The following is a 21,816-nucleotide window of genomic DNA, read 5'->3' as shown; positions in this document are numbered from 1 at the left end:
CAGCCCCTGAGAACAACGGCTAAACTGAGCCGCGCTGGCAACCGTTCCCAAGCCGAAGGTACAACGAAAGATTTCTTCACAAGGTGCTTCCCCATGAACAAACGGCGCCGTCCACCGACGATCAGAGACGTCGCCGCCGCAGCAGGCGTTTCGCCCTCAACTGTTTCCCATGCCTTTTCTGGCCGGCGAACCATCAGCAAATCAACCCAGAAGCGCGTTGTAGAGGCCGCAGAAAATCTCGGTTACCACCCCAACCCCCACGCCCGGTCTATGAGAACCGGCAGAACAGAGATGATCGGGCTGATCCTGCGCCCCCACGTGAGCCGAAGCGGCTCCCTTCAAACTCACGAGACTTTCAACCGACTGGCCGGTGCCGTCGCAGTTGCCTGCATTCGCGAGGGCATGGGATTAGTCCACATTCCCGCCTCCGGTGATGCACCGCTGACGGTACTCCCAATGGACGGGTGCATAGTCGCGTACCCCCACGCAGACGATCCAGTGCTGGACGAACTCCAGCGCCGCGGTGTCCCTGTCGTCTGCGCAGACCCTGACCCCGCACGTCCAGACATCTGCCCGTGGGCGGGAGTCGATTACGACACCGGCATCAACCAAGTCCTGGATGCAATAGCGGTGGACCCTGGCGACGACGTTTGGCTCATGGTCGGCACTGAGGACAATGCCTGGAAGCGCTCATCTGAAAGCCGCTTGCACGAGTGGGCGCGCACGAAGGACCTGAGCCTCCGGGTTCACCGCACAACGGGCGAGGCATGGCCTTCTGACGTCCGCCAACAGCTGCTGGATCTCCTACAGCACCACGCGACACCTCGCGCAATCGTCTATGCGCGCAGTGACCTCACCGAACCGGTGGTCTCGGCAATCGGCGCCGCAGGACTGCGAGTTCCTCGCGATGTCCAGCTCGCCACCCTTACGGACTCCGCTCATACTCGGATCCCGTTGACCTCGGTCACCGCGCTCGACCTCAACCAGGAAGCGCTTGCCCTTGCAGCTGTAACCCAGATGCTGCGGGTTCTGGAAGACCCCGCAGCACATCCGGACCCCGTCCTTGTGAGCCCTCAGCTGGGGGTGCGGGCCTCCACTCGGAGCACGCCGCCCCTCCCCCACTGAGAGCTGCTGCGGGCGATCGCAAGTCTGGTCGGGGATGCCTACGGCATCATGATTCACTGCTTACAATCCGACCACTCTGCACAACAGCAAACCGTGTATCCTCCGCGGAAAGAACCTCCGGCTCGTGCAGGGGATTCTGCTTCAGCACCACCGCGTCTCCGAATGCCCCGGCGCGAAGGTGGCCCAAACGGGAGTCACCGAGGATGCAGGCATTTCCGGCAGTCATTGCGTGCAGTGTCTGCTCAACTCCGATCGCTTCTATTTGAAGCGCGATCCCACGGAGCTGGTCATCCTCCAGATCACCCATCAAATCGGTGCCGAAACCGATTTCTACACCCGCAGCGAGTGCTAACTGACACGCCTCCTGACCTTGCGACAACACGAGGTCGTTCTTGGCCAGAGACGTAGCATTCAGCCCCAGTTCGGCCCCGCGCCTTGCCATAGCGTCATAGGCGGCAAGAGTTGGAACCATGCGAGTGCCGCGCGAGGCCATTTCCTTGGCGGTTGCGGAATCAATCAGGTTGCCGTGCTCAATGCACGTGACGCCGTTTTCAATGGACAGCATGACACCGTCGACCGAGTAGCAGTGCGCGGTGACGTAGCTGCCGCGCCTGCGGGCCTCGTCTGCAACAGCGCGGATCTCCTCCGCCGAGTACTGCGGAATGCTCAGCGGATCGGTCAGTGAGAACACACCACCAGAGGTCATGATCTTGATGGCGTGTGCTCCGGTGCGGAACCGCTCACGGGCGGCCCGGCGCAAGTCGTCAACACCGTCAACAACCTCGCACATGTGACCGCTGCTGAAGCATATGTCGACCGTCTCTGATCGCGGATCACCATGCCCACCGGTCTGGCTGAGCGCAGGACCGGTAAAGAGATAGCGCGGAGACGGGAACAGACCTCGGTCGACTGCGCGCTGAAGACCAATGTCTCCACCGGCAACGTCACGAACGGTGGTGAACCCTCGTTTCAAAGCAGCCCCGAGCCGCTTGGCACCATTAAGCGCCGTGAAGCTCAGAGGCCCTCTTTCGTTTTCGAGGCCGTCCATGGATACGGCGTAGGCGTGAAAGTGGGCGTCAATCAAACCGGGAACAACCCACTTCCCAGCCCCATCCACGATCTGGGGGTCACTGTTCGCTGCATGAGAAGTTGGGCGGTCGACGACGAGACCATCTTCAATACAGAGGTCTCGTTCAACAAAACCCTGCTTGATTCCGTCCCAAACCTGCGCGCCGCTGATGATCAGGGATCCGGTTTGACCAGCCGTCATCTCAGCCATTCAGAATCCACCTTTCTTTCGTTGACTGCTCAAGCCTTCTGCGCTTTGTAGCTGTCACGCAGCTCCGCAGTTGCTTCGTGGTCGATTACGCCGTCCTTGTCGATAATGACTTTGTAGTCACGCTCAACGGCTTCAGGGGTAAGGAACTCGTTGCGCACGTCTGCAGAAATCGCGTCGAAATCCCGCTTCAGCGGATCGCCGTAACCGCCGCCGCCTCCGGTGGCGTTTACCAGTACTTCCCCAGCTTCCAAGTGGTTATAACTCGGTCCCTGCCATTTTTCATTCTCGGTGCCCGGGTTGAGGATGACAGCATTCGGAACGCCCTCCAGCCCTCCGCGGATTCCCCAGGGACGCGTCCGCGTTTTGTAGGAGAGCATGATCCCCACGCCAGGCGCCGTGTATCGGTAGGCGCGGCTGATGCCAACCCCGCCGCGGTACTGCCCTGCGCCGCTGCTGTCTTGACGGTATCCGTAGTGCTCGAGGAACAACGGCGTACGCATCTCGAACACCTCGACCGGCGTGTTTCGACAACCCGGTTCTGAGATGTGCATGATGCCGTCCTCGCCGTCCTGAGTGGACGTTGCTCCGTAGCCGACGGCTTCGTTGCTGCCGTCCTGCCAAGGCTCACCAGTTCGCGGGTTGTCCCCAAGGCCGATAAAGGCGCAGACATCGCCGCCGGATGACGCTGGAATGGTTTCGGGCATCGCCTGTGCCAATGCTTTGAGGATCGTTTCGCCGGAGAGGATTCCGGTCCACATCGTAAAGGTTGACATCGGCGGTACTGCGTGCATGACAGAACCCTCCTCTGTGATTACCCGCAGGGGCGCAAAGTTGCCTGCCACCACGGGAGAGTCGGGCGTCGTAATCGACTTGAAGATAAGACAAGCAGCGGCTTCGGTCAGTCCTGGTGGAACGTTCAGAGGACCTTTCACATCGTTAGCGCTGCCGGTCCAGTCGATTATCATCTCTTCGTCTGTAATCGTCACGGTGCACTTCAGTTTGATCAGCTTCCCTACATCGACGCCGTCTTCGTCGATGTAGTCAACTGCGCTCCAGGTGCCTTTCGGGAGCTTTTCGAGGGCCAGGCGCGACAGCCGCTCACCATGTTCGTTGATTGCCTTCATGGCATCCACAACGGTGTCAGCACCATACTTATCTGCCAGCTCCTTCATACGACGCACACCCGTAACGACCGCGGAGACCTGGGACTGAATATCGCCGATCGTATGGCGCGGGCGTCGGCTGTTGAACTTGATGATGTTGAAGACATCCTCATTGCGCTCTCCCCTGCGGTAGAGCTTGGATGCCGGCATCATCAGACCCTCCTGGGACAGATGCGTGGAGTCCAGGACGTATCCGGGGTCTTTCTGGTTCAGATCAGTGACGTGGACTCGGCAAGTGCTGAACCCGATGAGTCGTTCGCCCACGTGAATCGGCGCGAATACCAGCGGGTCGAGTGCATGCGCACTCGACCAGTAGGGGTAGTTAATGATGAATACGTCACCGGGCTCCATGGCTTCCTTGCCGAGGAACTTAATGGCGTTCTTCACACCAATGTCATTGCCTCGAGTGAAGACCGCGACTCCAGGAGTGTCCGCAACGACGTCGCCGTTCTCGTCGTGAAGCCCGATCCCATAGTCATGGATCTCGTACACCACGGTGTTGTACGCCGTACGGCAGAGATTGCGGGCAATCTCGTCGGCAGCTGCCAACATGGCGTGCCGGATAATCTCAGTAGTGATTGCGTCTACCATGTCAGGCCTCCTCGATGCCTTCGCCCTGGGCGGGCTTGCCAATCGCAATGGCGATTTCTCCGTACTCTCCGACCGTCAGGCGATCGCCAGCATGCATAACTGTCGTCGCCGTGTGCTCTGTAACGACTGCTGGACCTTCGAGCTGATCGCCTGCCCGCAGATCCTCGCGGGCTACGAGTTTGTAGTCTTCCTTCACGCCACCGTTTCGGAAGACTGTGCGGTGCTTGATATCGAGATCCTCGCCAGGACCTCGCTTTGCAAGTTTGGGCAGCTGCGGCTTGTCAACAATCCCGACTGCCTGTACACGCAGAGTCGTGACCTCGATGGGGTCATCGAGAACATGTCCGTATTGCCGCTCGTGGAGCTCGTTGAAGTCCTTCTCGATCTGTTCCAAGACCGTGTCGGATTCGGTCGGGAAGTCGATCGTGACGGAGTGTTCCTGACCCAGATACCGAACCTGAATCGAGCGGTGGAACTCCGTATCCTTCTGGGCAAATCCGTCGTCCTTCAGCGACTCCGCCGCTTCCGCCTCCATCTCCTGGAACAGGTCCTCGACCACGTTGAGATCCAGGGAGTCAAATGGTTCAACAAAAGTCCGCGACAGATCGTACTGAACATCCGCCATGAGCATCCCCAGGGCTGAGAAAGCTCCTTGGCCTGGGGGAACAATAACCTCGGGAATGCCCAGTTCCCTGGCCACATCGACGGCTACGAGCCCGCCACCGCCGCCGAAGGACAGCAGAGAGAAGTCCTTGGGATTGTGCCCAAGTTCAATCGTGATCGCTCGAACGGCGCCGGTGATCTTCGTAGTAGAGATGTTGAGAACGCCCAGAGCGAGATCGGGAACGCTGTAGCCCGTCTTCTCTGCAACAGTGTTCAGCGCTTTTTCGGAGTTCTCCGCGTTGAGTGTCAGAGTGCCGCCGAGGGGTGTATCAGTCCCCAGATAGCCAACTGCAAGCGCGGCGTCGGTAAAGGTGGGTTTGGTCCCGCCGCGGCCGTAAGCTGCGGGGCCAGGATCAGCGCCTGCGCTCTCGGGGCCTACCTGCAGCGCACCGGCTTCATCGAGATAGGCGAGCGATCCACCACCGGCACCGATCGTGTGAATATAGAGCGAAGGTGTGTTGATCGGAAGGCCTTCGAATTCGGCGCCCTGGTACATGATGGGAGACCCGTCAAGCACCAACGAAGCGTCGAGGCTCGTCCCACCCATGTCGATGGTGATCAAGTTGGGCCGATCAATAAGGCGGGAGAACCCGGCTGCACCAACCACACCACCGGCTGGGCCCGAAAGGATCAAGTTGACCGGTTCCTCGCGAGCTGCGGCTGCGGTCATGGCGCCCCCGCCGGAACGGGACATCAGAAACTGCCCATTAAACCCTTTGTCCTCCAGCTGGGTGCCCAGGCTGGTCAGATACTTGTGCATGACCGGTTTGATGTAGGCGTCGAGCACTGCCGTGCTGGTCCGCTCGTACTCACGGTATTCGCGAGAAAGCTCGTGCGAGGTGGATACTTCGAGCGACGGATTCTCCTCCAGAAGGATCTCCTTCATCCGCTGCTCGTGTTCGGGGGCGATGTATGAGTGGAGGAACGCAACGGCGACGCTCTCATAGCCGCGGCGAGCGATCTCCTTCGCCAATGCCCGCGCCTCATCCTCGTCCAAGGGGACAGCGATACTTCCATCAGCGAGCGCTCTCTCCGTCACCTCAAACGTGTCGTAGCGGCTCAGCAGAGCCGTCGGCTTGTGATAGGTGATGTCGTACATCGGCTTGCGATCCGTGCGCCCCAACAGATAGACATCACGGAAACCGCGCGTGGCGATCGTGGCGATCCGCGCGCCGGTGCGAGTGAGCAGCGCATTCAAGCCCAGTGTCGATCCGTGGTTGAAGCGGCTCGTCTCCGCGGGGTCGGTCTCAGTTTTGTCGAATGCGGCCAAGACGCCCTCGGTCGGGGCGCTGGGGGTGGTGGGCACTTTGTCGAAGCGGATCTCGCCAGTTGCGGGATCCAGCCGGACAACGTCGGTGAAAGTACCGCCGACGTCCACTGCAATGCGTACGTCCGATGTCATGATTTTCCTTTCAATCGGAGTGGGAGGTCTTCTCTCGCACTTTTCTGCGCGAGGAACATGCTTGGAGGGGGCTGACGCACGGCATCAACAACACCCGGTGGTCTAACGGTGATTTATTTAGAGATGCTGGCCTTCAGGCGTGGCTGACACCCCCAGTGAAGCGGTCGGGTGCAGTACGAGCCTTGAGCCGGGAGCCGGCGAGGTAGATGAGTCCGGAAATAAACAGCGTCTGCACGGGAGGGATCCCAACCTGCCATACGTACTGGGTAACCAGGCCCACCACGATTCCCGCGACGAGCGCCACGGTTGCGATCCAATTCCATCCCCAGTTGTCCTGGAATCCCTGTTTGCGAATGAAGAAGAAATCGAAGAAGATCACTCCCGCTGTGGCTGCGTAGATGACTGCGGAGGAGCTGAGGAACACTGTGAAGTGGTCGAGGATCCCGGTTAGAGCAATCACGATAGCGATGATGGTTCCCCCGAAAGTAAGCCACGCACGGCCTTTACCCGAATTGATGTTGAGCATGTTCGCCAAAGCCAGCCCCATGCTGTAGTTATTGACAAGCTGGCTAGTCCATGTGGCCAGCCAAAGGATGATGAATCCCCAGAAAGCGAAACCGAGGCCCACCATCACGCTCACAAGATCGGCGTCACCCACGCTGATCGCCATGATTGCTCCCACCAAGAACAGCGGGAACCCCACTGCAACGATGCCGAGAGGAATCTTGATGTTGTCACTGAGAGTCGGTTTTGCGTACCGGGTGTAGTCAGCGGCAATGAGCCACTGGGCAACATTTGCCCCAATGACCAGGGTGACGCCCGCGAGGAAGCTCATCTTTCCGTCGGGATCCCACGCAAGCAGCCCCGAAAGGCCGGAGGTGCTCAGCGCAAGGTAGACCCCCGTGACAATGAGGACAAGACCCGCCGGAAGTGCCAAGTAGTCGGTCCACTTCATGGAGCTGAAACCGATGACCGAGGGCACGGCGAAAATAAACCCGATGATGACAGTGATCAGTGCCCACTTACCCCAATCGGTTTCGTAATCCACCCCGAGCATTGCGGCTATCGCCTGCCCGGCAACAGCCGTCTGGATAGCCCACCAGCACAGAGAAACGATGAACAGGATCGTCCCGATGACAAACCGAGCCTGGGCGTTGCCGAAGCTCGCACGAGCAATCACTGAGGATGAACGTCCGGTCTTCGCCCCGATATAACCGGCAATAGTATTACCGACCCACTGGATGGCCAGCGCAACCACCAGGATCAAGAGAATAGTGGTGAGCCGGAAATCGGCTGCAAGCGCAGCCCCGACCATGATGACGGGGATAGTGAACTCGAGTCCGCCGAACACGACAGCTGGGCTGAGCCAATGCTGCCGCTGGTCTGCGGGGACCGGGGTGATCGCCTCGTCCCCGGCCAGCAGAGCATTCTGTGTTTTCTTCATAGTACGGGTGTCTCCTCGTTGAGATCCGGGCGGTCTAGCCGGAACCAGGCCGCGGTTGACATCGACTGGCGGTGTAGGTGGTGACCCGATGTCAAAACGTTTTGATTGGAAAGCATGGCAAGTGACACTAATCACGTCAATGTCTTGTGGGCCCATTTTCAGTCCCTGCCGCACAGGGCCCGTGGCTCATAGATTCTTCCCCCGCGCATTGTCGGCTTGCATACCCCGCGGACCCCACAAAGCCCCGTTACCTTTTAGGTGTCACTGTTTTCCGTCAGGATAGGCAGTGCAGGGAACCGGCTGGTCCCGGCATGATGTCTGCCCCCAGTTGTTCATGATCCGGGGGGTGTTGTCACTGGGATCAGTCTGGTTCGTTTGGATCGCTGATAGAAGCACGCTCTGAATACTGTGGGGCTGCGTAACGTGGATGTGAGCGAACGAACCATCGGTGACCTGGTTTGTGCTTAAGAGACCGAAGAAGGTAACCGATGCAGCCACAAGTATTTCTTGGCATCGATGTCGGCAAGACAGAACATCATGCCACCGCTGTTGACCATGATGGCCAGGTAGTGCATGACAAGCCATTGCCGCAGTCCGAACCGAAGATCCAGGAACTGTTAACAGCCCTTGCGGCCAAGCATGAACAGCTGCTGGTCGTGGTGGACCAGCCTAAAACCATAGGCGCGTGAGTTTTCGCGGTAGCCCAACAAATGGGGATTGCCGTTGCCTACCTGGCGGGGCTGACCATGCGCCGTGTCGCTGATCTTCATCCAGGCCAGGTGAAGACCGATGCCAGGGATGCTTACATCATCGCTGATACAGCCCGCACCATGCCCCATACGCTGCGTGGGATCACTGTCGCGGACGAACACATCGCCGAATTGTCAATGCTGTGTGGCTTCGATGACGACCTGGCTGCCCAGCTGACCGGGGTACGCAATCGGCTGCCAGTCCTGCTCACATCCACGTTACGCAGCCCCACAGTATTCAGAGCGTGCTTCTATCAGCGATCCAAACGAACCAGACTGATCCCAGTGACAACACCCCCCGGATCATGAACAACTGGGGGCAGACATCATGCCGGGACCAGCCGGTTCCCTGCACTGCCTATCCTGACGGAAAACAGTGACACCTAAAAGGTAACGGGGGCGCGTGATCACGTGCCCTACGACCTGTGGCACAGCCAAGGCTTCTTGGAGACCACGGAGGGAAACGTTGTCCACTAAGCCCACATCGAGCAACTCGGCACACGCATCGATATCCGCGAGATCGCCTTCGACCGGTGGGACGCAGTCCAAATGAGCCAGAACCTTCAAGATATGGGCTTGACCGTCGTCCCGTTCGGGCAGGGCTTCAAAGATATGAGCCCACCATCCAAGAAGCTGATGAAGCTCGTCATGGAAGGGCGCATCCGCATGGTGGGCACCCCGTACTGGCGTGGATGGTCGACAACATTCATGTACGAACCGACCCTGCCGGGAACATAAAACCCAACAAACAAAAATCCACCGAGAAGATCGACGGCGTCGTCGCCACAATCATGGCGCTCGACCGTGCCTCTCCGGCGCGGCAGCAAGCCGACCGGCTCGGTCTACGACACCAGAGGTTTACTGGTGCTATAAGGGGGTCAGAGGAGCGGAGCTGTTGTCTTTATGGCTTCTACCTGAATCTCACCGTTGGGGAACCTGCGTAGGTAGAGAAACTCAGAAGAATCGGCCATCTGCACAATGTGAAAAGGGAGCAGCTTCTGGAGCCCTTCCACCAGTTCTTGAAGCTTCATGAGGTCGTCGTCAGGCGAACTTCCCTTTTGTCTAAACGGATTTGGGGCGTGAAGCAATCTACTGACTGTTCCAAAGTTGCGGCCAACCTCGCTTTCATCGAGACCGATATTTTTGAGCACACCCAACCCGTTCTTACCGTTGTGCTCAACAGGGCCAAATGCCGATGGCCAGTAATGCGGATTCAGTGAACGTACTCGTTTACGCATTTCACCGAAGTCTTTTGCAGTCTCAATGTTCTGCTGTGCCTTCTTGAACAACCCATAGCTAGCAACGAACGAGGCTGTTGTTACGCGTTCGAGAACTAAACGCAGATGGGCTGCGGCGTGAATCAGGTTGGCGAAGTCAATTTGAGGCCCTCCGAGTTCAGCCGCAGCATGGTCGAGATCCCAGAAAATTCGGTCGTAGATCGATCGATAAATCGCAACTGTGCCAGTTTCCAGCAGTTCAAATCCATCGATCTTCTCGGACTGCATTCTCGGTATTCGGCACACATCGTCGGTATTCGGCACACATCGATTGTACAAGCGACCAGCCGCTAATTAGGGAGAAGCAAATGGGGTTTCGTGATTGGTTCCGCTGCAGACCGGTTGAAGACCGTGCCCTCACAGGTAGCGGGTTCTCCTATCTGTTTGGTGGCACAAGCTCTGGGCGGGCTGTGACTGAGCGCTCTGCGATGCAACTGACCGCCGTGTGCTCATGCGTGCGTGTACCCCCGAGCCTATCGCTGGTCTGCCGCTGCATGTCTACCGCACCGAGAAAGACGGGTCGAAGGTCAAAGCCACCGACCGCACGCTCTACCGGCTGCTGCACGATGAGCCCAACCCGGAGATGACCAGCTTCGTCTTCCGCGAGACCCTGATGACGCATCTTCTGTTGTGGGGCAACGCCTGCGCGCAGGCCATCCGCAACGGCCGCGATGAGATCATCGGCCTGTATCCACTCACGCCCAATCGCATGAGTGTGGGGCGCGACGATACGGGCAGGCTCTACTACGAGTACCAGACCACCAGCGATGGATCAGCCTGCGAGTAGTCTCGCATCCGGCTTTCGCCTGCTGACGTGCTGCACATCCCAGGGCTCGGGTTTGACGGGCTGGTGCGCTACTCGCCGATTATGATGGCGAAAAACGCGATCGGCATGGCCATGGCCACTGAGGACTACGGCGCGAGTTTCTTCGCCAACGGGGCTGCCCCTGGCGGGGTGCTGGAGCATCCGGGCACGATCAAAGACCCCTCGCGGGTTCGTGAGTGCTGGCAGCAAACCCTTGGCGGGGCGAGAAACGCCAATAAGGTCGCGGTGTTAGAAGAGGGCATGAAGTACACGCCCATCTCCGTCTCCCCGGAGCAGGCCCAGTTTCTGGAGACCAGGGAGTTCCAGATCAACGTAATCGCCCGGATCTTCCGCATCCCACCGCACGTGGTGGGCGATCTGGAAAGATCGAGCTTTTCCAACATCGAGCAGCAGTCGTTGGAGTTCGTGAAATACACCCTCGACCCGTGGGTCATCCGCTGGGAACAAGCCCTAACCAAAACACTGCTCGCCGAGCGTGAGAAACCGAGCGTGTTCGTGAAGTTCAACCTTGAGGGTCTGCTGCGCGGCGGCTACGTCTCGCGCGTGAACGGCTACGCGGTAGCACGCCAGAACGGGTGGATTAGCGCCAACGGCATCCGCGCACTCGAGAACCTCGACCGCATCGCTGCCGCTGATGGTGGCGACTTTTACCTGGTCAACGGCAACATGCTGCTGCTCTCCATGGCCGGGGCCTTCACCACCGCCCAGCAAGCGCAGCAGGACGCAGCGCCTGCGGAGGGCCAGCCGCCGGTGGAACAACGAGTTGAAAGGTGGAGCCGGTGAGACGGTTCTGGAACTGGGAGCCACCCGCTCCCGACATTGATGGCCCGGCAGGTAGCGATACCAGTCAGGTTTTGCGTATCAACGGGATTATCGCTGAGGAGTCATGGTTTGACGACGACATCACCCGGCCCTGTTTGCCTCCGAGCTGGCGGCAGGTTCCGGTGATGTGACGGTGTGGATCAACAGCCCCGGCGGCGACGTCGTCGCGGCAGCACAGATTTACAACATGCTCCTCAACTGTCCCGGACACGTGAAAGTGTGCATCGACGGGATCGCGGCCAGTGCCGCCAGCGTGATCGCCATGGCGGGTGAGGTCGTGGCGATGAGCCCGGTGTCGATGCTCATGATCACAACCCGGCCACCCTCGCCGTCGGTGACGCCGACGAGCTCGGCCGTGCCATCGACATGCTCGCAGCGGTCAAAGAGCTCACAATCAACGCCTACGGGCTGAAAACCGGGATGAGCCGGGCCAAGCTCGCACGGCTGATGGATCAAGAGACCTGGATGGACGCGCGTGCCGCCATCAGCATGGGCTTTGTCGACGACAATCTCACCGGCAACGCCCCGAAGGCCACCGACCCCGATGAGGACAAGGACGACGATGAAAACCCGGACACGAAGCCACCATTGCCGCCGAAGACAAGAAAACCCGCCCGCTAAGCGATACCGCCAGCGGGGCGTGTTTTGCCCGCAAGCCCGCCGAGCAGCGCCTTGTCGCACACCTGACCGACACGCCACCGGCCACCCCGCCGCCGGACACCGAGACCACGCAGTCTGCGGGCCGTCGAGTGGTGGACCTGTACGCCGCCCTGTTGGGCCACACCCACTAATAAGCAAGGAGACCTTATCCATGTCCACGATGACGATTTCTGACCTGCGTACCCGCCGCGCCGACACCTGGGAGAAGGCCAAAGCCTTCCTCGACGAGCGCCGCGAGACCACCACTGGCTGATTTTCCGCCGAGGACGACCAAGACCTACGCCCGCATGGAAGCCGATATCGACAAGCTCACCAACGAGATCGCCCGCGCCGAACGTGCCCAGCGCCTGGACGCTGATCTGGCCCGAGCCACGAATGCACCGCCGAGCTGGTTGCCCGGCCAGACCGGCGGGGAGGCCGAACCCAAGACCGGCCGCGCCACCGCATCCTACAAGCGCACCTTCTTGGACGCGATGCGACTGAACGCCTCTCCCAGAAGGTGCGCAACGCCCTGTCAAAGGGGGTCGATTCCGAAGGCGGCTACCTCGTGCCCAACGAGTTCGATCACACCCTCTCACAGTCCATGGCCTACCAGAACATCATGCGCGGGCTTGCCAACGTTATCCAGACCACCAGCGGGGCCCCGGCAGGCACCCGCAACCAGGCACCCGCCGGGGCTTACAGCTCAGGGCTCACACCACAAACTCACTCCCCCGCGGTTTCGCTCCTCACAGCATCGCGCAGGCGGTGCTTGAGGATCTTGCCCGACGGGTTGCGCGGAATGTCCCTGTACAGCACCTTCCTGGGCAGTTTGAACTTCGAGAGCGTCTGCGCTGCGTGTTCGCGAATCGACTCCAGCGTGGGCGGGTTTTCCGGATCAGCCGGCACGATCACCGCAACAACCGTCTCCCCGTACACCTCGTGAAGATCACCCACAACAGCCACGTCCAGAACACCGGGGTGACCAGAGACAGCATTCTCCACCTCGGCGGAATAGATGTTCTTCCCACCGGAGATGATCATGTCCTTCATCCTGTCAACCAGCGTCATGAACCCGTCAGATTCACGTTTTGCCAGGTCACCAGTGTGCAGCCAGCCATCCCGGATGGTCTTCGCGGTCTCTTCCGGCTTGTTCCAGTAGCCCTTCATCATCGATTCGGACTGCAGGATCATTTCGCCGACCTCACCTTCGTCAACATCATTGCCCTCAGGGTCGACAATCCGGTACACACCATTCGGGTTCGCCCCACGGCCAGAAGCCCACGGGCGCTCCAGAATCTCCTCGTGCGTAAGCACCGCACCACCGGGACCACCCTCAGTCAGGCCCGTACCCTGAGTCAGCCGAGCATTCGGGAACGCCTCAATAACCCTGGTGACCAGCGAACCCGGCATGGGAGCCGCCCCATAGAAGATCCGCTGCATCGACGAAACATCAATGCTCTCAAGACCCGGCACCCGCAGCATGAGCGCCAACATGGTCGGCACCGCAAACGTGAACGTGCACTTGTGCTTCTCAATTGCATTAAGCGCATCCTGCGGATCGAACATCGGGCGAATGACCACCGCACCGGCGGCCAGAATCGTGGGGAACAGAACATTCGTCAACGGCGCCGAGTGGTACATCGGCGCAATCATCAACACCCGCTCACCCTCATGCAGACCCGTGCTCAGCCCCAAGGACATACCGGCCCAAATGGCCGCGTGATGATCCAGGACCGCTCCCTTGGGATTGCCCGTAGTTCCCGAGGTGTAGAGAATCAGCGCATTATCGCCCTCCTCTACCGCTGTGCCCAGGTTGGTGTCGTCGGCTTGGTCACTGAGGGCGAGCGCGTCTGTGAACCGGTCGGCACCCGGGGTCGAGGGGTCAACCGGGCCGAGGCTCAGGGCGATAGGGGCTTCGGTGGTTTCCTCTCCCTCGCCCAGGTGCTCGAAGGCATCCGCTGACGGCTTGGCGAGCGCCGGGTGGGCAACAAAGGCCTTCGCGCCGGAATCACGCAGGAAGTAGGCCAGTTCCGGGCCCGTGGACTGCGGGTTTGCCGGCGACAGCACGGCCCCGAGCTTGAACACCGCATAGGCAGCAACCACGAAGTACGGACTGTTGATGCTGTTGAGCACCACCCGGTCGCCCTTGCCCACTCCGTGATCCGCCAGCACCCGGGCGAACTGATTGGCCGCCACGTTCAGCTGCGGATAGGACAGGGTGAGTTCGTCGCTGATGAGCGCTGTGGCTTCGGGCCTGCGCTGTGCTGTGCGTTCAAGAATGTGGGACAAGTGGGCCATGGGTGATCCTTTCGCGTCTTTGGGATGGTCAGCCTGACCTACGGGGGCTCTACCGCAGAACCCCTGTTGTTCTCCAAGTGTATTGGTTATTATCCATTTGGAGAAGAGCCTGAAAGTGAACTCCAACCACAGCCCCACACAAGAGAGGACGCACACGTGGCTGACCTGACACACGGCGATATGTCCTCCAAAGCGCGCATCCGCACTACCGCACTCAAACTGTTCGCAGCCCACGGCCACCACGCGGTGTCGCTGCGCCAAATAGCCGAAGCCACCCCCATTGCCCACGGCTCCGTCGTCCACCATTTCGGCAGCAAAGCCGGGCTCATCCGGGCAATCGAGGACGACATCCTGGCCCGCCTGAGGGAAGCCCTCGACGACCTCCCACCCGACATCTGCACCGCCGAGGAACTGCGCCGGATCCGCGATGCCAACGTCGGTCGTCTGCTGGAGGCCAATCCCGAGATCGTCGACTACACCCGTCGTGTCCTGCTGGCCCCGGGAGCGGATGCCGAGGGCGCCTCGGGCCTGTCCCACCGAATAACAGAGCTGACCCGCGACGTAGTGCGGGGTGCCCGCAGTGCAGGATTTTCCACCTCGACTGGGCCCGAAGCAGTCCAAGTAGCCGAACTCCTGGTGCGCTACCTGGGCAGACTCTTCCTGGTGCCTATGCTCGACCATATTTGGGACGGCCTCGAAGACTCAGAAGGACTGCCGCCGCGCAGCACCACGGACCTCGCCGTCCGCGTCACCTACACAAGCGATACAACCGAACCCCACACAAAGGAGACACCATGATCCTGGATAACTACCGCGGAACCTGGGAAGACGAAGACATCAGCGAACTGCGGAAGCTGACCCACGAATTCATCGCCAACGAAATCACGCCCCACCAAGAGCGGTTTGCGCAGCAGCACCGCGTTGACCGCGACGTGTGGCGCAAAGCCGGACAGGCGGGGCTGCTGTGCATCTCCGTGCCCGAAGAATACGGCGGCGGTGGCGGCGACTTCCGGCACGAGGCGGTGGTCCTGCACGAACAGGGGCTCGCCTTTGATGACGCGTGGGGCTACTCCGTGCACTCGTCCATCTGCGCGCACTACATCCTCGAATACGGCACCGAAGAGCAGAAAAAGGCCTGGCTGCCGAAACTGGCCACCGGCGAGTACGTTGCCGCAATCGCCATGACCGAACCCGGCACCGGATCCGACCTCCAGGCCGTGCGCACAAAAGCAGTCCGCGACGGTGACGAATGGGTCATCAACGGCTCAAAGACGTTCATCACCAACGGCACCCACTGCGACCTGGTGATCATTGTGGCCCGCACCTCGGATGAACCCGGTGCCAAGGGAATCTCGCTCATCGTCGCTGAAGTTGGCGGCGAAGACGTTGTTGGGGAATCCGGCACGTGGGCGCCTGGATTTGAACGCGGCCGTGTGCTCGACAAAATGGGCATGCGCGGACAGGACACGCGCGAACTCTTCTTCACCGACATGCGAGTGCCCGTTGGCAACGTTCTTGGGGGCGAAGCCGGCGAAGGCAAGGGCTTCTACCAGCTGATGAACCAGCTGCCGCAGGAACGCCTGGCGATTGCCGTCGGCGGTGCCGGAGTTGCCGAAGCCGCAGTACGCGCGGGCATTGCGTATGCGAAGGACCGCGAGGCTTTCGGTATGCCGATCGTGAAATTCCAGAACACGAAGTTCGTGCTGGCCGAAGCCTCCACTGAAGCGCTGGCTGTTCGGACGTTTGTTGACCACGCCATTGCCGAACACACTGCCGGTGAGCTCTCCACCGAAAAGGCCTCCGCGGCCAAGTACTGGGCCACCGACATGCAGAACACCATCGTCGACAAAGTGCTGCAGGTCTTCGGCGGATACGGCTTCATGAACGAATACCCCATCGCCCGGGCCTACGCATCGTCCCGAGTGCAGAAGATCTACGGCGGCACAAACGAAATCATGAAGGAACTCATCGGCCGCGGACTGTGAACCGGTGAGTTCGGCACCGGGGAGGGTGGCGTTGGCACTTCGGCGAGTCTCCAACGTCACCCGGGCCGGCTGGTGGTGAGTTCGACCCTAAGGCGAGTTTGGCCAGCCGCCCCGGCGGCGCCTCGTGAGCCTTTCCCTACTCACCAGTTCTGCAGATTAGGTGGAAAACGGAGGCGAAATCGCGATTTTTCCCTCCGTTTTCCACCTAGACAGCAGAGTTCACTCGGCCACGCAGCTGAGGCGAGCCCCACCTCCGACCCTGTCCAAATACTGGACTGGGTATTCCCTTTCACCCCTCTGAACGTTTAGTGTTTTCGCTTAGTCGCCGTTAACTGAACAGCGCTGTTCAGCCCTTCGGCGGCTAAGCGAAAACATCGCAGCCATGCGCGAACACCACCGCGTCACGGCGCCAACCACTTAGAACAGACTGAAGCTGACACACACTTCAGCAAGCCTGACAACAGAAGAGATATACGGAACCAACTAGGCACCTCGACAACGGAGCCGAGGCGATCTCGCTCTTTCCGCACTATCCAAGGGACTTCCATGTCTACTCCAACCCGCAACAGTCCACGTCCGCCGCGCGCCGACGGCAAAGACCGCTTCACCCGAGACCAGCGCCGGGCCATCCTCGGCGCGTCGGTCGGAAACACCATCGAGTTCTACGACTTCACCGTCTACGGAGTTCTCGCCGTGTACATCGGCCAGCACTTCTTTCCCGAAGCCGAACCGTCAGTGCAGCTGCTGTCGTCGTTCGCCGTGTTCGGCCTCGCGTTCCTCGCCCGGCCGATCGGTTCGATCATCCTGGGCCCGCTGGCAGACAGGATCGGCCGCAAACCCGTCCTGATCATGGCGCTGTCCGGTATCGCACTGGCGTCATTCGGGATCGGCATTCTGCCCACCTACGAGACCATCGGGATCCTCGCACCGATTGCGCTCGTAGCGCTGCGCTTTCTGCAGGGCCTATCAGCCGGAGGTGAGTACGGCTCAGGTTCAACATTCATGGCTGAATACTCCCCGCGCGGCCGCCGAGGCTTGGGTGTTGTGTGGATCGTGGTCTCAACGACTGCCGGTGTTCTTCTGGGAACCCTGACCGTCACCGGTTTGACGCTCGTGATGGGCACGGCGGGCATGGCCGACTGGGGTTGGCGCATTCCGTTCATCCTCGCGCTGCCCCTGGGCCTGATCGGCTGGTACATCCGGCAGAAGATCGACGAGTCCCCCGAGTTCCAGATGATGGAAGCCACCGAGCAGAAGACAAAGTCACCCCTGACGGAGTCGCTCAAGATGTGGCAGAACATGCTCATCATCTTCGGCATCGGCGCCATGCACGCAACCGCCTACTACTCGGTTTTCACCTACATGCCGACCTACATCGGCGTGGTCAACGGCCACGGTCAGGAAATCGCCCTGGTTTCGAACATCGTGACCGGACTCGTATCTATCGGCGTCATCATCGCGGCCGCCATCTTGTCCGACCGCGTGGGCCGCAAGACCGTGCTGCTGGTCGGAGCAGGCACATACGTCCTGATCGCCTGGCCCGCCTACGCAATCGTCCCGACGCTCAACGCCTGGGGTGCCATTGGCGTGCACATCCTGCTGGGGGCGTCCGTAGCAGTCTTCATGGGCGCCAGCGCCGTCATCATGACCGAGCTGTTCCCGGCAAAGATCCGCGCTTCGGGCATGTCGCTGGGCTACAACATCCCGGCTGCCGTATTCGGAGGCGGAGCCCCCTTTGTGGCCACCTTCCTCATTGCGCAGACCGGAATCACGTCTTCGGCCGCCTGGTATGTGATGGCAATTGCGGTGCTCGCACTGGTCAGCGCCACAGTACTGAACCCGAAGAAGCATCTCTACGACGACTCCGAAATCGCTGAGGAATACGAAAAGGTCATCGCCGAGGAGCAGTCCGACGGCAGCCTGCAGCACGTTGTCGTCGACGCCGACGGCGACCGTGTAAGCGCAGACGGAGCTGCCGGCGCAGCTGGGGTTCCTGGCACGGAGGCGAGTGCAGGGAGCCCGGTCGATGTTCCGCCTCGCCTAGAGGCGGAAGTCGAACAGGCCCTCGAGGACGTCGACGTCAGCCGACGTCGCGCACTCGACTGACACGAATACGGTTTGAGAACCCACGAGGCGGGGGTCGGCTCTACGGAAGCTGACCCCCGCCTCGGGTGTTAGGTAGGGCCTCGACGGAATGGTGAGTTCGGAACTGAAAATCACCCCACCGGCTGCGATCACCCCACCGGCTGCGGCGCTATGCCGTCGCCCCAAGGGCGGTCCGACAGTGCCTCACGCCCGTGCGGTTCCATCCACATCGAAGTGTCCGGACCCAACGGCACAATGCCGGTCGGGTTTACCGACTTCTGCACGATGTAGTAGTGATCCTTGATCTGCTGGAAGTCAATCGTGTCACCAAAACCGGGCATCTGATACAAGTCACGGGCATACGCCCACAGCGCCGGAAAGTCGCGCAGCTGCTGACGATTGCACTTGAAGTGCGAGTAATACACAACGTTAAACCGCGCGAGCGTCGTAAACAGACGAACATCCGCCTCGGTAATCGAGTCACCCATCAGGAAACGCTGACCTGCCAGGCGCCCCTCAAGCCGGTCCAAAGCTGTGAACAGACGCTCGAAGGCCTCGTCATAAGCCTCCTGCGATCCCGCGAAACCACAGCGGTACACACCGTTGTTGACCTCGGTGAACACCCAGTGCATCAGCTGGTCCATCTCGCCCTGCAGCGCTTCAGGGTACAGATCCGGCGCGCCTTCCCGGTGGAACGCGGTCCATTCCGTCGAGAAATCCAAGGTGATCTGATTGAAGTCGTTCGTGACCACCTGGCCGCTTTCCACCTCGACAATTGCCGGAACAGTAATCCCCCGCGGATAGTCGGGGAAGCGCGCAAAGTAGGCCTGCTGCAGCCGCTCGATGCCGAGCACCGGGTCGACGCCACCCTCGTCCAGATCGAAAGTCCAGGAACGCTCATCGTGCGTCGGTCCAGCCAACGCCAGCGTAATCGCGTCTTCCAAACCCAGCAGCCTGCGCACAATCAGCGTGCGATTCGCCCACGGACACGCCTTCGCTGCCGCCAGGCGATACCGCCCAGCCTCGACAGACCACAGAATCTGGTCGTCATGCTTTTTCGGCGTGCCTACCGGGTCAGCCACAATGCGGTCGTCTATGTAGCGCATGTCTCGCTCAAACGCCTTGTCCTTGGACACGTAAACGCCCGGCTTCGAGTGTTCTGGGTGCAGCTTTTCGCGATCGGTCATGTACCGATTGTCACATTGCCTATTTTAACTTTCAACCAATAACGGGGTCCCTTTTGGCTGGCCCTCCCGTCTTGCGCCTGGTCAGCGGATGCTGAACCCAAGCCTTAGCGAGGTGACGGCGGGAGGTGAGGGTCGGCTGGCCAGCTGGCCCGGCGCCTCGGGGGCCTTTGCCTACTCGGCAGTTCTGCTAATTAGGTGGAAGACGGAGGCGAAAAGTGCGATTTTGCCTCCGTTTTCCACCTAGACTGCAGAGTTCACTTGGATGGTTGGCCCACCTGACCGGCACCGCTGTCAGGCCTCGCCACGCTCTACTCAACCAGGCTCTGCCACGCGGCAACATCGAAGCGGCGCAGACCGGCGACGGACGACATGTGCCGCACCGCGTTTTCGATCTTGCTTCGCCACACCGCGATCGCCTGGTCGGCTCGGCCCTTGCGCACCGCCGCAAGAATCGCAGCGTTGTCCGAACGGATCTTCGCCGCAGCCGGCTCATAATCCACACGCAAAATCGCAATGAGCAACCGCAGCCTCTGCCCCAGCGAATCAAAAACATCTGCCGTGTGCTCCAAGCCTGAAGCCTCCGCAAGCCCTTGCTGAAACTGCAAATCCAGCCGATCCACCGACCGCGGGCCCAAGGAATCATCCTCCTCGAGCCGCGACAGCGCCCTATCCGCAATATGCAGGGACCCCCTGGCCTGCTCCGCACGAGATACCGCCCCCCTCACGCTCGACTGGCTCACGGTTCGCTGGCTGGGGCTCGGGTGGCCGGCTGTGGGTTTGTGGGTGCCGGAAGCTCCGGCGGGCGTGCGTCCGGCCGTGGATTGGCGGGAGGCTCTACCTGCTGAGGCGCCCCGCAACACCACGACACCCACCGCATACCGCGCGGCGTAAAGGTCAAGCACACTCTCACCGGACACGACCGGCAAGCGGAACACATTGCCCGCACGCTCAAGCACGCCGTTCATCTGCAGTTCGCCCAATCCGCGCACGATCTCCTTCTGAGCAACGCCCATCCGCAGGGCCAAATGCCTCACCGACACCTGATCACCCGCATGCAGATCGCGCTCGCGGATGTCGGCTTCGAGCTCTGCCACCAAGGTCCGCCGCCACACACTGTCACCGACTTCGCGCCACGGATGCAGGAAGGGGCTTCGGGTATCGGACTGGTTGTTGTCTTGGTTTTGGCTGTCCTGGTGTTGATTGCCAGAGTTGCCTGCACTGGCCGCCGAAGCTGAATTGCTTGAGCTGTCCGCCGTGTTTGCTGCATCAAGAGAGCCAGCAGCAGCAGAAAGTGAGTCAAAAGTAGATGGAATTTGGAGCGCCTCAACGGGCCTCCGCCAGAAGAACGTGTTGACGTCCGCGGCGACCGCATCGGCCAAGAACTCCAGAACATCGAAAGGGACGCCGTCCACAGCGGGGACGCCTTCACTGTCGGGTGAGCCTGCAGGCCGCGCCCCGCCGCTTACGCGGGTGAGCAGGGCAGCAACCGCTCCGGCGAAAGCGTCGAAGTCATGGAAGTCGCGCATGTGGGCCGAGCCATCCGGCACGACGATCTCAATGCTGAACGCATCCCGATCCGCCCACTGCCGCAAAGCACCCAAAAACGCCCAGCCTCGGCGACGCTTGTTCGTAGAACCCCACTGAGGGCATGAGTTGGGTTCGTAAACAGAAACTTCGTCACCGGAGGAGGTCAAAGCCTTGGCACCCGGTGTCGCCTTGGGAACTCCCACCTCGACACCCAGGCTCGCCTCGGGAGCATCAGAGGCAACGCTCTCCCCCGCTCTGAAGATGAGAGTCAGACGGCTGTCTTCCACTCGGATTTCGTCGATGAGCACCCAGGCTGGCAACCGGTCGGCGCGCGGCGCAGTGTCAGCCACACCTTCCAACCATCGGCAAGCGCGCGAAACGAGAGTTTGCGAAAGGCCCAGCTCTTCGGCCAATCCGCGAGTACCGTATGCCTGCCCGACAACATCGCGCCCGGCCAGCGCCAACGCCCGCGCAACAGCCCGGTTGGCCCGCGACTGCTTTTCGGGTCGACCCATTCGCGCCCAGCTGGCCGCCCGCCCGCGCTTCGCACCTGACACTGGGCCTCCTTCGCACACGGCCGCTTGTGCGCAGCCCTCACCCACCGAGGCGCCGCTCACCTTCCCGCGCCCCGGTTTCGTAGGGCTCCCCTCACCCGGGCACAGCTGACTTTTGACTCAGACTACTTTCACCCGCTCACTGTTGCCAGCAGCTCAACAGCAGAATGTCGACAAACGGCCCATGCACCGTGGCA

The 21,816-nt window shown here is 60.6% G+C and carries 12 protein-coding genes and 5 pseudogenes; 9 read left to right on the top strand and 8 right to left on the bottom strand.

Going from position 1 to position 21,816, the window contains the following annotated elements; all coding sequences use genetic code 11:
• The first annotated feature begins 93 nt into the window (after positions 1 to 93).
• The gene (locus GC119_RS05845) at positions 94 to 1,125 is read left to right on the top strand and encodes a LacI family DNA-binding transcriptional regulator (RefSeq protein WP_151952694.1); all 1,032 of its coding nucleotides are present in this window, start codon (positions 94 to 96) and stop codon (positions 1,123 to 1,125) included.
• Between the two features lie 46 nt (positions 1,126 to 1,171).
• Here the strand turns inward: GC119_RS05845 and GC119_RS05840 are convergent, their stop codons facing one another.
• The 4 genes from GC119_RS05840 to GC119_RS05825 form a co-directional block, all read right to left on the bottom strand.
• Positions 1,172 to 2,173: a metal-dependent hydrolase family protein gene (locus GC119_RS05840; RefSeq protein ID WP_264291078.1), complete on the bottom strand. Its 1,002-nt coding sequence runs from the start codon at positions 2,171 to 2,173 to the stop codon at positions 1,172 to 1,174.
• Between the two features lie 260 nt (positions 2,174 to 2,433).
• Complete coding sequence (locus tag GC119_RS05835; protein WP_151952693.1) at positions 2,434 to 4,158, bottom strand: hydantoinase B/oxoprolinase family protein; 1,725 nt, start codon at positions 4,156 to 4,158, stop codon at positions 2,434 to 2,436.
• Position 4,159: 1 nt separating this feature from the next.
• Positions 4,160 to 6,223: a hydantoinase/oxoprolinase family protein gene (locus GC119_RS05830; RefSeq protein WP_151952692.1), complete on the bottom strand. Its 2,064-nt coding sequence runs from the start codon at positions 6,221 to 6,223 to the stop codon at positions 4,160 to 4,162.
• Positions 6,224 to 6,356: 133 nt separating this feature from the next.
• Positions 6,357 to 7,667 (bottom strand): cytosine permease, encoded by a 1,311-nt coding sequence (locus tag GC119_RS05825; protein WP_151952691.1) that lies wholly within the window; start codon positions 7,665 to 7,667, stop codon positions 6,357 to 6,359.
• A 488-nt stretch (positions 7,668 to 8,155) separates the two neighbouring features.
• On the opposite strand from GC119_RS05825, the pseudogene GC119_RS11045 reads away from it, so the two are divergent.
• Positions 8,156 to 8,629 (top strand): annotated as a pseudogene (locus tag GC119_RS11045) (IS110 family transposase); the annotation flags it as partial.
• A 189-nt stretch (positions 8,630 to 8,818) separates the two neighbouring features.
• Positions 8,819 to 9,289, top strand: a pseudogene (locus GC119_RS11260) (terminase TerL endonuclease subunit); the annotation flags it as partial.
• Positions 9,290 to 9,294: 5 nt separating this feature from the next.
• Here GC119_RS11260 and GC119_RS05805 read toward each other — a convergent pair.
• A complete protein-coding gene (locus GC119_RS05805) occupies positions 9,295 to 9,957 on the bottom strand; it encodes a hypothetical protein (RefSeq protein ID WP_151952688.1) in 663 nt (220 codons plus the stop codon).
• 44 nt (positions 9,958 to 10,001) lie between these two features.
• Between GC119_RS05805 and GC119_RS05800 the strand changes: the two are divergent.
• The 3 pseudogenes from GC119_RS05800 to GC119_RS11250 form a co-directional block, all read left to right on the top strand.
• A pseudogene (locus GC119_RS05800) lies at positions 10,002 to 11,302 on the top strand (phage portal protein).
• A pseudogene (locus tag GC119_RS11255) lies at positions 11,299 to 11,845 on the top strand (head maturation protease, ClpP-related); the annotation flags it as partial. The pseudogenes GC119_RS05800 and GC119_RS11255, both read left to right, overlap by 4 nt.
• Before the next feature lie 544 nt (positions 11,846 to 12,389).
• Positions 12,390 to 12,629, top strand: a pseudogene (locus GC119_RS11250) (phage major capsid protein); the annotation flags it as partial.
• Between the two features lie 77 nt (positions 12,630 to 12,706).
• Here the strand turns inward: GC119_RS11250 and GC119_RS05785 are convergent.
• The gene (locus GC119_RS05785; RefSeq protein ID WP_193215630.1) at positions 12,707 to 14,281 is read right to left on the bottom strand and encodes a class I adenylate-forming enzyme family protein; all 1,575 of its coding nucleotides are present in this window, start codon (positions 14,279 to 14,281) and stop codon (positions 12,707 to 12,709) included.
• Between the two features lie 156 nt (positions 14,282 to 14,437).
• Between GC119_RS05785 and GC119_RS05780 the strand changes: the two genes are divergently transcribed.
• The 3 genes from GC119_RS05780 (at position 14,438) to GC119_RS05770 (ending at position 18,372) form a co-directional block, all read left to right on the top strand.
• Complete coding sequence (locus tag GC119_RS05780; protein ID WP_193215629.1) at positions 14,438 to 15,079, top strand: TetR/AcrR family transcriptional regulator; 642 nt, start codon at positions 14,438 to 14,440, stop codon at positions 15,077 to 15,079.
• Positions 15,076 to 16,266 carry an acyl-CoA dehydrogenase family protein gene (locus GC119_RS05775; RefSeq protein WP_151952685.1) on the top strand — a complete coding sequence of 397 codons (1,191 nt, stop codon included), beginning with the start codon at positions 15,076 to 15,078 and terminating at the stop codon, positions 16,264 to 16,266. Before GC119_RS05780 ends, GC119_RS05775 begins: the two co-directional genes overlap by 4 nt.
• A gap of 546 nt (positions 16,267 to 16,812) precedes the next feature.
• Positions 16,813 to 18,372 carry an MFS transporter gene (locus tag GC119_RS05770; RefSeq protein ID WP_151952684.1) on the top strand — a complete coding sequence of 520 codons (1,560 nt, stop codon included), beginning with the start codon at positions 16,813 to 16,815 and terminating at the stop codon, positions 18,370 to 18,372.
• A gap of 128 nt (positions 18,373 to 18,500) precedes the next feature.
• On the opposite strand, the gene GC119_RS05765 is transcribed toward GC119_RS05770, so the two are convergent.
• Together GC119_RS05765 and GC119_RS05760 are read right to left on the bottom strand one after the other, a co-directional pair.
• On the bottom strand, positions 18,501 to 19,538 hold the full coding sequence (locus GC119_RS05765; RefSeq protein ID WP_151952683.1) for a glutathione S-transferase family protein: 1,038 nt from the start codon (positions 19,536 to 19,538) through the stop codon (positions 18,501 to 18,503).
• A 308-nt stretch (positions 19,539 to 19,846) separates the two neighbouring features.
• Positions 19,847 to 21,622 carry an FCD domain-containing protein gene (locus GC119_RS05760; protein WP_151952682.1) on the bottom strand — a complete coding sequence of 592 codons (1,776 nt, stop codon included), beginning with the start codon at positions 21,620 to 21,622 and terminating at the stop codon, positions 19,847 to 19,849.
• Positions 21,623 to 21,816: the final 194 nt, after the last annotated feature.

Origin of the sequence: Brevibacterium sp. Marseille-P9724 (assembly GCF_902500275.1) — a bacterium.
Taxonomy (GTDB): domain Bacteria; phylum Actinomycetota; class Actinomycetes; order Actinomycetales; family Brevibacteriaceae; genus Brevibacterium.
This window is presented reverse-complemented; position numbering and strand designations above follow the sequence as displayed.

Bases quoted from the DNA above. Each gene is read 5' to 3' on its own strand.
- GC119_RS05840 (WP_264291078.1), bottom strand. From the start codon at position 2,173: ATGGACGGCCTCGAAAACGAAAGAGGGCCTCTGAGCTTCACGGCGCTT.
- GC119_RS05785 (WP_193215630.1), bottom strand. From the start codon at position 14,281: ATGGCCCACTTGTCCCACATTCTTGAACGCACAGCACAGCGCAGGCCC.
- GC119_RS05845 (WP_151952694.1), top strand. From the start codon at position 94: ATGAACAAACGGCGCCGTCCACCGACGATCAGAGACGTCGCCGCCGCA.
- GC119_RS05825 (WP_151952691.1), bottom strand. From the start codon at position 7,667: ATGAAGAAAACACAGAATGCTCTGCTGGCCGGGGACGAGGCGATCACC.
- GC119_RS05775 (WP_151952685.1), top strand. From the start codon at position 15,076: ATGATCCTGGATAACTACCGCGGAACCTGGGAAGACGAAGACATCAGC.
- GC119_RS05770 (WP_151952684.1), top strand. From the start codon at position 16,813: ATGTCTACTCCAACCCGCAACAGTCCACGTCCGCCGCGCGCCGACGGC.
- GC119_RS05765 (WP_151952683.1), bottom strand. From the start codon at position 19,538: ATGACCGATCGCGAAAAGCTGCACCCAGAACACTCGAAGCCGGGCGTT.
- GC119_RS05835 (WP_151952693.1), bottom strand. From the start codon at position 4,158: ATGGTAGACGCAATCACTACTGAGATTATCCGGCACGCCATGTTGGCA.
- GC119_RS05830 (WP_151952692.1), bottom strand. From the start codon at position 6,223: ATGACATCGGACGTACGCATTGCAGTGGACGTCGGCGGTACTTTCACC.